We start from the raw sequence: 13,008 nt of genomic DNA on the forward strand, positions 1-13,008 counted from the left end.
GCCGCTCCTCGTGCCTGCTCCACCGCCTTCAGCAACGACGCTCAAGCCCAAGGAGACACCAACATGACGCTCGCTCCTCCCCGACCCCCCGCAGTGCTGCCGAAGGACAACGCCCACCTGATCGGTGGGGAGTGGGTCGCGGCGGCGAGCGGCGAGGTCATCGAGGTGCTCAACCCGGCGACCGGCGAGGTGCTCGCCAGGGTTCCCCGTGGCGGAGCGGCCGATGTGGACGCCGCTGTTTCCGCGGCGGCGCAGGCCTTCCCCGCCTGGCGCGACACCAGTCCCAGCGTGCGGGCCTCGCTGCTCAACCGGTGGGCCGCGCTCATCGACGAACGGGAGTCCGAACTGGACCAGCTGGAGTCGCAGGAGGTCGGCCGCCCGCACTGGGGGCCGACGCCGATGGCCGGGATGGTGCGGTTCATCGCGGGCCAGGCGGACAAGATCAGCGGGCTCAGCCTGCCCTCCCACACTCCCGACGTGCTCGGGCTGACGCTGCGCGAGCCCTACGGCGTGGTCGGCAGCATCATCCCGTGGAACGCGCCGGGCCCGATGTTCGCCAACGACGTCGCCGCCGCCATCGCGGCGGGCAACTGCGTCGTCGTCAAGCCCGCCGAGGACGCGCCGCTGACACCGCTCGCGCTGGCCAGGCTGGCGCTGGAGGCAGGCATCCCGCCGGGAGTGGTCAACGTCGTGACCGGATACGGAGTCGAGGCAGGCGCCGCGCTGCCCGCACACCCCGGCATTTCCAGGATGAGCTTCACCGGCTCACCAGCCACCGGCTCGGCCGTCATGGAGGCGTGCTCGAAGCGGATCATCCCGCTGCACCTCGAACTCGGTGGCAAGTCACCGCAGGTGGTGCTCGCCGACGCCGATCTCGACGCGGCGATTCCCGCCATCGTCCGCAGCATCACGCTGAACACCGGCCAGGTCTGTGCGGCGGGCTCCCGTGTCGTCGTCGACCGCTCCATCCACTCCGAGGTGGTGCGCAGGCTCGCGGACGGCATGGCCTCGGTGCGGGTCGGACCGTGGTACGAGAACGTGCAGATGGGCCCGCTGATCAACGCCAAGCAGCGGGAGCGGGTGCTCGGCTACCTCGAAAGCGGCCGCGAGGAGGGCGCCGAGATCGTCACCGGCGGCGGCGTACCGTCGGGTAAGGCGTTCGAGCGCGGCTTCTTCGTCGAGGCCACCCTGTTCGACAAGGTGGAGCCGGGAATGCGGATCGCGCAGGAGGAGATCTTCGGCCCGGTGCTGTCGGTGATCCCCGTCGACGGTGCCGAGGAGGCGCTGCAGGTCGCCAACGGCACCGACTACGGCCTGGTGGCTTCGGTATGGACCAGGGACGTCGGCAGCGCCGTCGCGATGGCGCGCGGCCTGCAGGCGGGCCAGGTGGCGGTCAACGCCGCGCTCGGCGCGGGACTGATCGGTGGCCCGTTCGGCGGCTACAAGCGCAGCGGTTTCGGTCGCACCATGGGCGCCGACGCGGTGCTGGAGTACACCCAGGTGAAGACGGTGTCGATCCGTGGCACGGCCTGAGCGCGGGGGGCTGCGGCTGCGGGTGCTGATGGAGCCCCGGCACGGAGCCACTTACACCGACATCCTGGCGCTGGCGAGGGCCACCGAGGCGGCGGGCTTCGACGCGTTCTTCCGCTCAGACCACCTGATGGGCGTTGACCCCGAGGACTCGACCTACCGGCCCACCGACTGCTGGACCACCCTTGGTGGGCTGGCCCGCGACACCCACCGCGTGCGGCTCGGCGCGCTGGTGGGCGCCGCGACGTTCCGCAGCCCCGGCCTGCTGGCGACCATCGTGGCCTCGGCGGACGAGATGAGCGGTGGCCGGGTGGAACTCGGCCTCGGCACCGGCTGGTACGAGCGCGAGCACGCCGCCTTCGGCCTGCCGTTCCCGCCGACGGGGGAGCGGTTCGACCGGCTGGAGGAGCAGTTGGAGATCATCACCGGGCTGTGGCGCTCGGCCGGTGATGCTTCGCCGTTCTCCTTCCAGGGCAAGCACTTCAGCATCGACGACAACCGGACGCCACCGAGGCCCGCGCAGCGGCCGTACCCGCCGATCATCATCGGCGGCACGGGCCCGCGCCGGACACCCGCGATCGCCGCGCGGTTCGCCGACGAGTTCAACGGGGCGCTCGGCGGCGACCTGCGGGAGCGTTTCGAGGTGTTCGCCCGCGCCTGCGAGGCCATCGGGCGCGACCCCGAGCAGGCACGCCGCTCCGTTGTGCTGCCCGTCGCGTGCGGCGCCGACGAGGCCGAGGTCCGTCGCAGAGCCGAGGTGATCGGCTCGGAATTCATGCGCAACAACGCCGCCATCGGATCGCCGCGACTGGTGACCGACCGCATCGCGAGCCTGGCGCAGGCCGGCGCCGACACCGTCTACCTGCACATCTACGACATCCATGACCTCGAGCACATCGCGCTGCTCGGCACCGAGGTGCTGCCGCACGTCACCGAGCCGGTGCCGGCCGCGGCCGGCACCGTGACGCCGCAACGGAGGCCCGAATGAGCATAACGACGCGCTCCGCCATCGCCCGCGAGGCCGGTACGCCGTGGGAGATCGCCGAGCTGACTCTCGACGAACCGAGGGCACACGAGGTGAGGGTGCGCTTTCACGCCTCCGGCCTTTGCCACTCCGACCACCACATCACGCAGGGCGACGCGCACGTGCGGTTCCCCATCGTCGGCGGGCACGAGGGCGCTGGGATCGTGGAGTCCGTCGGCCCGCACGTGCGCAGGGTCAAGCCCGGCGACCGCATCGTCTGCTCCTACATCCCCGCCTGCGGCGCGTGCCGCCCGTGCTCGACCGGGCACCAGAACATGTGTGTGGAAGGCAAGAACGCCGCCACCGGCATGTTCGCCGACGGCACCTTCCGATTCCATCTCGGAGAGGAGGACCTCGGCGGTTTCTGCACGCTGGGCACCTTCTCCGAGTACGCGGTGGTGTCGGAGTGGGCCTGCATCCCACTGCCGGACGACATCCCGTTCGAGATCGGCGCGCTGGTCGGCTGCGGCGTGCCTACGGGCTGGGGTTCGGCGGTGTACGCGGCGGAGGTTCGGGCGGGGCAGACCGTGGTGATCTTCGGCGCGGGTGGTGTCGGCAGCAACGCCGTGCAGGGCGCGCGGTTCGCGGGCGCCAAGCACGTCGTCGCGGTGGACCCGGTGGAGTTCAAACGCGAGATGGCGATGACCTTCGGCGCCACCCATACCTTCGCCGACGCCGAGCAGGCGCGCGAGTTCGTGGTCGACGCCACGCGTGGTCAGCTCGCCGACCACGCGATCTGCACGCCGGGCGTGGTCACCGAGGAGATCGTCAACGCCGCGGTGCAGCTCGTCGGCAAGGCGGGCAAGGTGACCGTCACCGCCGTCGGCAAGAGCGGCGAGCACGCGGTACACGTGCACGCGGGCTTTCTGATCAGTTACCAGCGCCAGATCCGGGGCGCGCTGTTCGGTGACTGCAACCCGCTGTACGACGTGCCGAGATTGCTGGGCCTTTACCGCTCCGGCGATCTCAAGCTCGACGAACTCATCACAAGGAAGTACCGGCTGGACGAGGTCAACGAGGCCTACCGGGACCTCGTGGAAGGCAAGAACATCCGCGGCGTGCTCGTCCACGAGCACTGACCGCCGACCGAGAAGTGCCGTTGCCGGCAAACCGACACCGAGCGCGAGAGGACCCCCGACGCGTGGCCACATCGAGTTTCGTCCCGCCCTCGGAGGCGGAAGCCGTCGAGGCGCTGCTGCGCGAGCAGTTGAGCGGCCTGCCCGCCAGATCCCCGTTCTACGCGCAGCTGTTCGCCGAACACGGAGTGACTCCCACCGCCTTCACCTCGCTGGACGACCTGCGCAAGCTGCCGTTCACCACCAAGCAGATGCTGCGCGACTCGCAGGCGCAGTCGCCGCCGCTGGGCAGGCACGCGGGCGCCGACATGGCCGACGTCATCCGGCTGCACGCCTCCACCGGCACCACCGGCACCCCGAGCTGGGTCGGCGTCACAAGGCGGGATGCCGACTCGTGGACCGAGATGGTGGCGCGCGCCTTCTCCACCATGGGCGCCACCCGTGAGGACGTCGTACTGCACGGTGCGGGGCTGACGCTGTTCGTGGGCGGACTGCCGATCCGGGACGCGTTGGAGCACATCGGTTGCACGGTGGTGCCGATCGGCACCGGTGCCTCGGAGAAGGCGCTGCTGGCGCTGCAGACGCTGGGGGTGACGGCACTGCACTCCACCCCCTCCTATGCCCGCTACCTCGCCGAGTACCTGCGCGAGCGCGGTTACGACCCGAAGCAGTTCGGGGTGCGCAAGATCCTCGTCGGCGGCGAACCCGGTGGTGGGGAACCGGCGTTTCGCGAACACGTCGAGCGGGAATGGGGCGCACCCGTCACCGAGGGACTCGGCAACGCCGACATGGCACCGGTGATCTTCGCTGAGGCGCCCGGCGACGACGGGATGCGTTTCACCGGAGGCAGGCACGTGGTGGTCGAGCTGATCGACCCCGAGAGCGGGGAACCGATCGACGTCGAGCCGGGCGCCTCGGGCGAACTGGTCTACACCGCGGTCGACCGCGAGTGCTGCCCGCTGGTTCGGTTCCGCACCAGGGACCGGGTACGGGTCACCGGAAGGGCAGCCGACGGCGCGCCGCTGATCCGTTGCGTCGGCCGCACCGACGACATGCTCATCGTGCTCGGCGTCAACGTGTTCCCCTCGGCTGTGCGCGACATCGTGCAGACCCTGCACCCGCGCACGACCGGCGCGGTTCAGGTGGTGCTGCCCAAACCGGGACCGAAGGTGGAGCCGCCGCTGCGCGTGGAGGCGGAGTGGGGCGAACAGCCAGGCGACCACGAGGAGTTGCGGCGCAGCCTGGAGTCGCTGCTGCGGTCGCGGCTGTCGGTTCGTACCGACGTGACGCTCGTGCCGCCAGGAACGATCGCTCGCTCGGAGATGAAGACCAAGCTGACGCGGGTCGTCGGCGAGAACGGAAAGGGCTGAGCCCGATGGCCGACATGGTTCGCGCGGCGGTGCAGGTGGGGCCGCGCAAGATCGAGATTCGCGAACTGCCACGCCCGAAGATCGGCCCGGACGACGGCCTGCTGCGGGTGGAGGCCAACGGGATCTGCGGCAGCGACGTAGAGATCTACAAAGGACACATGCGTGGCGACGGTGGTCCGTTCGTTCCCGGCCACGAACCGCTCGGGATCGTTGAGGAGGTCGGCGAGCGCGCGGCGCAGCGCTGGAATGTGCAACCCGGCGACCGGGTGGCGCTGGAGGTCATCGTGCCGTGCCGCTCCTGCCACAACTGCCTGACCGGGCGCTACCAGTCATGCCCCAACCGCAAGTACGGGCACGGTGTGACCCCGCTGGACGTGGAACCGGGCCTGTGGGGTGGCCTGGCCGAGTACCTTTACCTCACTCCGGGGGCCGTGCTGCACAAGGTGGACGCGAGCCTGCCCGCGGAGCTGGCCGCGATGTTCAACCCGCTCGGCGCGGGGGTGCGCTGGGCGGTCCACCTCGGAGGGGCCGGGCTGGGCGACACGGTGCTGGTGCTGGGCGCGGGCCAGCGTGGCATCGCGTCGGTGATCGCGGCCAAGGCCGCGGGCGCGGGCACGGTGATCGTCACCGGGTTGGAGTCCGATGCGCACAAGCTGGCGCTGGCCAAGGAGTTCGGCGCCGACCACACCGTCGTCGTCGACGGTGACGGCGGTGTCGATGTCGTCGAGCGGGTGCGGGAAATCACCGACGGAGCCATGGCCGATGTGGTGCTGGAACTGACCCCGATGGCGACCCAGCCGGTGACCGACGCGCTGCTGGCCGCGCGGCACGGCGGGCGCGTGGTGCTCGCCGGGCTCAAGGGTAACCGGGACGTGCCGCTGAAGACCGACCTGATCATCAACAGGGCGCTCTCGGTCGCTGGCGCGTTCGGCGTGGACGCCCGCGCCTACGCCGAAGCCATCGCGATCATCGAGTCGCGGCGCTTCCCGTTGGAGAAGCTGCACACCCACACCTTCGGCCTCGAAGACACGGCACTGGCGATCCAGACCCTCGCGGGCGAGGTCCCCGGTTCGCAGGCCGTGCACGTGTCCGTTCACCCGAACTCCTGAGCGAAACCACCGGAGGCTCCCCCGTGCTCGTCGACACCCATGCCCACCTGCTGCCGAAGGACTACCCGGCCGACGCGCCGGAGTGTTTCCCGAAGATGGAACCCATCGACGGTGACACCGCGAGGACCCTGCTGTTCGGCAACACCAGGTTCAAGGCCCGCGACGTGTTCTTCGAGGGCGAGCGGCGCGTCGAGGCGATGGCGGAGTCCGGCGTCGACGCCGAGGCGGTCTCACCGATGCCGCCGCTGCTGCGCTACGACCTGCCCGCCGCCGACGGGCTGTCGCTGGCAAGGCACGTCAACGAGTTCACCGCCACGCTGTGCTCCCACGACCCGGCGAAGCTGCTGGGCTTGGGCATGGTGCCGATGCAGGACGTGGACGCCGCGACCAAGGAATTGTCCGCCGTCAAGGACGCGGGGTTGAAGGGCGTGGAGATCGCGTCCAACGTGCTCGGCGTCTCCGTCGGCGACGAGCGTTTCCTGCCGTTCTTCCAGGAGGTGCAGCGACTGGACCTGGCGGTCTTCGTGCACGCGATGCCCGCCCCGATCGACCGGCTGCCAGCCTCCGGCATCGGCACCTACGTGGTCGGCATCGAGGGCGCGCTGGCCGCGGCGTCGATGATCCTGGGTGGCACCGCGGCGAAGTGCCCCGACCTGCGGATCTCGTTCAGCCACGCCGCCGGTGGGTTCCCGCTGATGCTGCCGAGAGCGCAGTACTTCTGGTCGGGGGTGTGGAACGAGGAGCCGCCGGTACCCGAGCGCGCGTTCGCCTACGAGGAGGGCCCTTCACCGCTGGACTACGCGCGCCGCTTCTACTACGACTCCATGGTGTTCGACCGCAGGGCGCTGCGCTACGTGATCGACCTGCTCGGCCACGACCGCATCCTCGTCGGCTCGGACTTCCCTGCGATGCCACGGGAGGACCCGGCCGCGCGGACGCTGAACTCGCTGGGGCTGCCCGCCGACGCGCTGGCCGACATCACCCACCGCAACGCCTACCGGTTTCTCGGCATCGGTGAGGGCTGAGTCCGATCCGGCACCGCATCGGGGAGCACCGGATCGAGCAGTTGGCCGGCGCACCGGGCCGGAGCACCCGGATCAGCGCACCCGGATCAGCGCACCGGATCAGCGCACCGGATCAGGCATTGTGCAGGAAGGGGGCGGTGCTGCCGCCGACCGGCATGGCGGGCAGGCCGAGCTTGCGGTGGTCCCAGGAGCGGACCCGCTTGGGTTCCACGCGCACGATCACCCGCTTGTTCAGCATCATCTCCAGCATCGGCCGCGCCTGTTCGGTGTAGGGACCGTGGTAGCGCTCGAACACGTTGACCCCGGCCGCCCAGTACTCCTCGTCGGCAGGGTCGTCGATCAGCTGCGCGGTGCCCTCGACGGAGACGCCGCGTAGCTGGTCGTAGGTGTCCCCGGACTCCACCATGCAGACCACGGTGGGGTCGCGGCGCAGGTTCACGGCCTTCTGCGACTTGGCCTTGGTCTCGAAGTAGATGCGGCCGTCCAGGTAGCCGTACCACATGGCCACCAGGTGCGGCGTGCCGCCGGGGCCGTTTGTCGCCAGCGTGGCCACGCGGCCGCGGCTGAGGAACTCCGCGATCTCGTCGTCGGTCATGCGCACTTCGGCCCGCTGATTCACACCCACGCCGCCGACCGTACCGCCTGGTCCGAGCACGCCGGTGGTGGCCCGGGTCACTCGAGGGGTACCGCGCCGTCCACGCCGACGAGGCCGACCTCGGCGCGGACCGTGCTGCCGTGCTGCGAGCCCTCGAGGCGAAGGCTGCCGCCCCAGCGGTGCGCCCGGTCTCGCATCGAGATCAGGCCGAACCCGCCCGGCCTGCCCACCTCGGCGCCAACCCCGACGCCGTCGTCACTGACCTCCAGCACCACGCGCCGCCGGGAGCCGTCGCCGGTGGTGGTCAGCGTGACGTCGGCGGCTCGCGCCCCGGCATGCTTCACCACGTTGTGCAGGGCTTCCTGCGCGATGCGGTACAGGTCCTCCTGCAGGTCGGTGGGCAGGTCGGGTAACTCGTCGGCATGGAAGCTCACCCGCAGTCCCGACGCCGACGCCACGGATTCAGTGTGCGTGCGAAGCGCGGCGACGAGTCCACGACCCACCAGTTCGGCCGGGTGTAGTTGCAGCACGAGGCTGCGCAGGTCGGTGAGGGCGTTGTGGGCGAGGTCGAGTAGTTCGTCGGCCACCACGCGAACGCCGTCCGGCCCGCCGGGCAGCCCGGAGTCGACCTGCGCGCGCAACGCCTTGGCCTGCATCCGCATCGAGAAGACCTGCTGCACCACCGAGTCGTGCAGTTCCCGTGCCAGCCTGGCGCGCTCCTCCACCTGCGCGTCGTGGCGGGAGCGGGCCAGCAGGTCCGCCGAGTCCACAGCCATGGCCGCCTGGTCGGCCATCGCGTCGAGGAACTCCAGCGTCTCGTCGCCGGGGTCCTCGTCCGGTGAGTAGTAGGCGTTGAGCACGCCGACCGTTCTGCCGCGCACCACCAGCGGCACCGCGACGAAGGTGTCCCAGTCGGGGCCCCCCATGATGCCGTGCAACGGCGCCCATGCCGGGTCCGCGAGCACGGCCTGCTTGCGGTGTGGCACGACGATGCGCTTCTGGGCCTGGTATGCCTCCACGAACAGCATCCGCGCGCCCAGTTGCCTGCACTGTTCCAGCCGCTGCGCGAAGTCCTCCGCGTCGGTGAAGCCCGCCTTGCCCACCACCCGCATCATTCCGCCCTCGACCCGGAGGATCTGCGCGGCGGCGATGTGGGTGGCCTGCACGACCTCGCGCGCCACGACGTCGAGGGTGACCGAAAGCGAACCCGCGTCGGCCACGCTGGAGGCGGCTCTGGCGATGGCGGCGAGCCTGCGCTGGCCACGCCTGGCGTCGTCGAAGGAACCCGCGTCGCCCGCGGGGCGCCCGCACTCGGGGCAGCGCCCGTCCTCACCGCTCACCTCTCCAGTGTTGCCACCGCGGGGGACGCGCGGCAAGCGTTCGGCGCAGCCGCACAGCCGGGGCCGAGACGAATGGCGTAGGTATCGCCGCGAACACCGAGCTTGCTTCCGTCACGCGAAATGAGGGGTGCCCGCGCCCGGTCGAATCAGGACGCTGTCGAGTTGCCGGTGACCCGTGTCACATTACGGGCGCCGCCCGGACCTGACCACAAGGGAGTGGACACGTGAGACTCGAAGCGCGATGCAAGCCCTGGCAGGCGTTGTTACTGGCGCCGGTGCTCGTCCTCGCCGCGTGCGCGGGGGGCGGTGACAACGCGGGTGGGGAGGAAGCGGCTGGCCCACCGCAACGCGGCGGCGAGCTCACCGTTCTCGAGGACAGCGCCTTCACCGGTGGCTGGCCCTCCGGGCTCGACCCTGCGACGAACACCACCGGCGGGGCGAACATCTCCCAGATGAGCGCCATCTACGGTGGCCTGTTCCAGCTGCGCGCCGACGACGGCGACTCCGACGGCTCGAACGCGGAAGTGAAGCCGCACCAGGCCGAAGGCTACGAACTGCTCGACGGCGGCAAGACGGTGAAGATCACCATCAGGGACGGGATCACGTTCACCGACGGCACCCCGTTCGACGCCGAGGCGGTGGCGTTCAACTTCCGGCGTGACATCGAATCGCCGTGTACCTGCTCGCCGACCTGGCCGCTTGCGGAGCAGGACGGCATCACCGTCGAGGGCGACCGCACCGTGGTGCTGCGGTTCACCCGGCCCTACGCCGGCGTGATCAACTCCTTCCCGGTGTCCAACGTCAACTGGATCGCCTCACCGGCCGCGCTTGAGAAGGCGGGCGAGGAGAAGTTCAAGATCAACCCGGTCGGTGCGGGGCCGTTCAAGGTGGTGTCCAACAAGCTCAGCTCCGAGCTGGTGCTGCAACGCAACCCCGACTACTTCAAGGAGGGCCTGCCCTACCTCGACAAGCTGACCTTCAAGTCCGTCGGCGGTGACCAGCCCGCATACCAGGCGCTGCTCGCCGGACAGGGCGACGCCTACGAGGGCTTGAGCACCACGCCGCTGCTGGAGCAGGCACGTTCCAACGGCCAGCTCACGGTCACCGTGCAGCCCGCCACCTCGCCCTACGTCATCCAGCTCAACACCAAGGCGAAGCCGTTCGACGACAAGCGTGCGCGGGAAGCCATCTACTACGCCACGAACTTCGAGGCGATCTCCGAGGGGTTGTTCAAGGGCCTGTACCCGGTCAGCCAGATGTTCACCGGGCCGGGAGGGCTGTTCCACCACGAGACCGTCCCCGGTTACCGCACCCACGATCCGGCCAAGGCCAAGCAGCTCGTCGACGAGTTGGGCGGGCTCAGCGTCGAACTCGGTACGCTCGGCAGCTACGTGGCTCAGCAGGTGATGACCGCGCTGCAGACCCAGTGGCAGGAAGCGGGCATCAAGGTCAAGGTCGACACCTACCAGCTGTCCACACTGGTCCAGCAGTTCAACTCCGGCAAGTGGCAGGCGATGCTGCAGACCGCGGGCGCATGGGACCCGGCGGCGGGCGTCGGTGTCGGGTTCCGGTTCTCCTCGCAGTCGCCGTTCAGCGGTGTGGCCGACCAGAAGCTGGAGGACCTGCTCAACCAGGCGGCAGCCAGCGTCGACCCGCGCGACCGTGACCGGCTCTACCAGCAGGCGGGCAAGTACATCAGCGACAACGCCTATGCCCCGTTCGGCCTGGCCTTCGCCCCCGCCAACCTCGCGGTCAAGGGAGTGCACGCTCCCGGCCTCACCACCAAGATCCCGCCGATCGTGGTGAATCCCGGTGTCATCTGGGAGGAGGCATGGAAGAGCAGCGGCGGCTGATCGTTACGCCTCGTGCGACACACGTCGTAGTCGGTATGCGACACCTCGCCGGGCGAAAGGGGGCATCGCGGCGATGTCTCCTCGCCCGGCGAGGTTCTACCGTGTGCGGCGTTGGCGGCACAGTGAGGGAGTGGGAAGTGGAATTCCTGGTGCGGGCGGACAACAACCTGCCACCGGACATGCCGGAGCAGCGCAGGAACGAGTTGCGTGCGGCGGAGCGGGAGCGCGCCGTGCGGCTGCGTGAGGACGGCACGCTGAAGCGGCTGTGGCGGGTGCCGGGCAGGACGGGCTGGATCGGGTTGTTCGAGGCACCCGACGCCACGGTGCTGCACGACGCGCTGGCGTCGCTGCCGCTGTGGCCGTGGCTGGACGTCACCGTCGAGCCGCTGGCGACCCACCCGCAGGAGCGCTGAGACATGCCTGGCGGGCTGTCCGGCCGCGTCGCCGTGGTCACCGGGGCCGCGGGCGGGCTCGGTGTCGCGATCGTGCGCAGGCTCTCCGCGGAGGGCGCCGCCGTCGCCGCGCTGGACATCGCCGATCCCGACCACACCCTCGCCGAGGTGGGCTCCACCGGCCCAGGGCCGGTGCGCGCGTGGCGATGCGACGTTGCCGACGCCGACCGGGTCGCCGCGGTGATCGCCGAGGTCCGTGCCGAACTGGGCGCGGTGGACGTGCTGGTGAACAACGCAGGCCTGCTGTCCGGCCGTGCCGGTTTCGAACACACCACCGCGCAGGACATGCACCGCTTCTTCGGGGTCAACGCGGTGGGGGCGCTGCACCTGACGCAGGCGTGCCTGGCCGACTTGTCGGCGTCCCGGCACCGGGGCAGGGTGGTCAACGTCGCCTCGCGCACCGCGTTCACGGGTGCGCCGGGCCAGCTCGCCTACGTGGCGAGCAAGGGTGCGCTGGTGTCGATGACGCGCGTGCTGGCCCGCGAACTCGGCGAGCACGGCATCACGGTCAACGCGGTGATGCCCGCGCAGGTGCCCACGCCGGGTACCCGCGCTCACTCCACCGACGAGGTGTTCGAAAGAACCAGGCAGCAGCAGGCCATCCGCGAGGAGGTCACCCCGCAACACTTCGCCGGGCTCATCGCCTACCTCGCCGGTGACGACGGCGAGCTCATGACGGGCCAGAGCCTCGTCTACGACGGGGGAGGGCTGCTGCGCTGAGCGCCTCGCCTGCGGGTCAGCCCGCGGGCACCGGCACCGTGGCGATGGGCCGCGACTCCCACGCGGTCCAGTCGGCGCTGATCGAGCTGGCGGCGCGCAGCAGCAGCGGCAGGTGGGCCTCCACGAGGTGTTCCACGGACGTCTCCGCGGCGTGCGCGTTGACGTTGACGGCGGCCACCGTGCGGCCCTGCCCGTTGCGCACCGGCGCGGCCACTGACCGGATGCCCAGCGCGAGGTCCTGGTCGGTCACCGCCCAGCCCCTGGCGCGCACCTCCCGCAGCGTCTCCTCCAGTTCGTCCCTTGACGGGTTCCACCTCGGCTCGATACCGGACCGGCTGGGCGTTGCGAGCACCCGGTCCAGTTCGGACTCCTCAAGCGCGGCGAGCAACACCTTGCCAAGCGAGGTCTGCGCCGCCGGGAACCGGGTGCCGATCGTGACCGCGAGCGTCACGAGTTTGGGTACCGCCACCCTGGCGACGTAGACGATGTCGGAGCCGTCCAGTTGCGCCATCGAGCAGGACTCGCCGGTGCGGTCCACCAGGTCACGCAGGTGCGGCTGCGCCAGCTCCCACACGTTGGTCGAGCCGATGTAGGCCATGCCCAGCTCCAGCACGCGCGGGGTGAGGCTGAACCCGGTGTCGCCGCCGCGCACGTACCCCAGCTCCTCCAGCGTGATCAGGATGCGGCGGGCGGTGGGCCGGGCCAGGCCCGCCTGCGCGGCCACCTCGCTCAGCGTCATGTGCGGCTTGCCCGGCTGGAAGCCGCGGAGCACGTCGAGGCCGCGTGCGAGCGCCTCGATGAAGTCCGGGCGGGCTTCCCGGCGCATCGGTCGTCCTTCCGGGGGGTGCGGGACGGGGAGCGGGCGGCCGGGGGGCCGCCCGCCCACCGGATGGTCACCGGACACTGTATCCGGC

General features: G+C 70.5%; 12 protein-coding genes. 9 read left to right on the top strand and 3 right to left on the bottom strand.

Going from position 1 to position 13,008, the window contains the following annotated elements; translation table 11 throughout:
- Nucleotides 1–63 precede the first annotated feature (63 nt).
- The 6 genes from FHU38_RS08610 to FHU38_RS08635 all read left to right on the top strand — a co-directional run bounded on the left by FHU38_RS08610 (nucleotide 64) and on the right by FHU38_RS08635 (nucleotide 7,134).
- Nucleotides 64–1,533 carry an aldehyde dehydrogenase family protein gene (locus tag FHU38_RS08610; protein ID WP_167168680.1) on the top strand — a complete coding sequence of 490 codons (1,470 nt, stop codon included), beginning with the start codon at nucleotides 64–66 and terminating at the stop codon, nucleotides 1,531–1,533.
- A 28-nt stretch (nucleotides 1,534–1,561) separates the two neighbouring features.
- Nucleotides 1,562–2,518, top strand: coding sequence for an LLM class F420-dependent oxidoreductase (locus tag FHU38_RS08615; protein WP_208416121.1), 957 nt, complete (start codon nucleotides 1,562–1,564; stop codon nucleotides 2,516–2,518).
- Nucleotides 2,515–3,633: an NDMA-dependent alcohol dehydrogenase gene (locus FHU38_RS08620; RefSeq protein ID WP_167168683.1), complete on the top strand. Its 1,119-nt coding sequence runs from the start codon at nucleotides 2,515–2,517 to the stop codon at nucleotides 3,631–3,633. Before FHU38_RS08615 ends, FHU38_RS08620 begins: the two co-directional genes overlap by 4 nt.
- A 62-nt stretch (nucleotides 3,634–3,695) precedes the next feature.
- The gene (locus FHU38_RS08625) at nucleotides 3,696–5,000 is read left to right on the top strand and encodes a phenylacetate--CoA ligase family protein (protein WP_167168686.1); all 1,305 of its coding nucleotides are present in this window, start codon (nucleotides 3,696–3,698) and stop codon (nucleotides 4,998–5,000) included.
- Nucleotides 5,001–5,005: 5 nt separating this feature from the next.
- Nucleotides 5,006–6,109, top strand: a complete 1,104-nt coding sequence (locus FHU38_RS08630; RefSeq protein WP_167168689.1) for a zinc-dependent alcohol dehydrogenase — start codon at nucleotides 5,006–5,008, stop codon at nucleotides 6,107–6,109.
- Nucleotides 6,110–6,132: 23 nt separating this feature from the next.
- A complete protein-coding gene (locus tag FHU38_RS08635; protein ID WP_167168692.1) occupies nucleotides 6,133–7,134 on the top strand; it encodes an amidohydrolase family protein in 1,002 nt (333 codons plus the stop codon).
- 112 nt (nucleotides 7,135–7,246) lie between these two features.
- On the opposite strand, the gene FHU38_RS08640 is transcribed toward FHU38_RS08635, so the two are convergent.
- On the bottom strand, nucleotides 7,247–7,759 hold the full coding sequence (locus tag FHU38_RS08640; RefSeq protein WP_167168694.1) for a pyridoxamine 5'-phosphate oxidase family protein: 513 nt from the start codon (nucleotides 7,757–7,759) through the stop codon (nucleotides 7,247–7,249).
- Between the two features lie 47 nt (nucleotides 7,760–7,806).
- Nucleotides 7,807–9,069: a GAF domain-containing sensor histidine kinase gene (locus FHU38_RS08645; RefSeq protein WP_167168697.1), complete on the bottom strand. Its 1,263-nt coding sequence runs from the start codon at nucleotides 9,067–9,069 to the stop codon at nucleotides 7,807–7,809.
- Between the two features lie 224 nt (nucleotides 9,070–9,293).
- On the opposite strand from FHU38_RS08645, the gene FHU38_RS08650 reads away from it, so the two are divergent.
- The 3 genes from FHU38_RS08650 to FHU38_RS08660 all read left to right on the top strand — a co-directional run bounded on the left by FHU38_RS08650 (nucleotide 9,294) and on the right by FHU38_RS08660 (nucleotide 12,094).
- The gene (locus FHU38_RS08650; protein ID WP_313886708.1) at nucleotides 9,294–10,922 is read left to right on the top strand and encodes an ABC transporter substrate-binding protein; all 1,629 of its coding nucleotides are present in this window, start codon (nucleotides 9,294–9,296) and stop codon (nucleotides 10,920–10,922) included.
- 137 nt (nucleotides 10,923–11,059) lie between these two features.
- Nucleotides 11,060–11,335 (top strand): muconolactone Delta-isomerase family protein, encoded by a 276-nt coding sequence (locus tag FHU38_RS27235; protein ID WP_167168700.1) that lies wholly within the window; start codon nucleotides 11,060–11,062, stop codon nucleotides 11,333–11,335.
- A 3-nt stretch (nucleotides 11,336–11,338) separates the two neighbouring features.
- The gene (locus tag FHU38_RS08660; RefSeq protein ID WP_167168703.1) at nucleotides 11,339–12,094 is read left to right on the top strand and encodes an SDR family NAD(P)-dependent oxidoreductase; all 756 of its coding nucleotides are present in this window, start codon (nucleotides 11,339–11,341) and stop codon (nucleotides 12,092–12,094) included.
- Between the two features lie 16 nt (nucleotides 12,095–12,110).
- On the opposite strand, the gene FHU38_RS08665 is transcribed toward FHU38_RS08660, so the two are convergent.
- The gene (locus FHU38_RS08665; protein WP_009155201.1) at nucleotides 12,111–12,920 is read right to left on the bottom strand and encodes an IclR family transcriptional regulator domain-containing protein; all 810 of its coding nucleotides are present in this window, start codon (nucleotides 12,918–12,920) and stop codon (nucleotides 12,111–12,113) included.
- Between the last annotated feature and the right edge of the window lie 88 nt (nucleotides 12,921–13,008).

Origin of the sequence: Saccharomonospora amisosensis (assembly GCF_011761185.1) — a bacterium.
In the GTDB taxonomy this organism is placed as follows: Bacteria; Actinomycetota; Actinomycetes; order Mycobacteriales; family Pseudonocardiaceae; genus Saccharomonospora_A; species Saccharomonospora_A amisosensis.

Excerpts from the sequence above, each read along its gene's own strand:
- FHU38_RS08610 (WP_167168680.1), top strand. The coding sequence starts at position 64 with ATGACGCTCGCTCCTCCCCGACCCCCCGCAGTGCTGCCGAAGGACAAC.
- FHU38_RS08615 (WP_208416121.1), top strand. The coding sequence starts at position 1,562 with ATGGAGCCCCGGCACGGAGCCACTTACACCGACATCCTGGCGCTGGCG.
- FHU38_RS08620 (WP_167168683.1), top strand. The coding sequence starts at position 2,515 with ATGAGCATAACGACGCGCTCCGCCATCGCCCGCGAGGCCGGTACGCCG.
- FHU38_RS08630 (WP_167168689.1), top strand. The coding sequence starts at position 5,006 with ATGGCCGACATGGTTCGCGCGGCGGTGCAGGTGGGGCCGCGCAAGATC.
- FHU38_RS08660 (WP_167168703.1), top strand. The coding sequence starts at position 11,339 with ATGCCTGGCGGGCTGTCCGGCCGCGTCGCCGTGGTCACCGGGGCCGCG.
- FHU38_RS08665 (WP_009155201.1), bottom strand. The coding sequence starts at position 12,920 with ATGCGCCGGGAAGCCCGCCCGGACTTCATCGAGGCGCTCGCACGCGGC.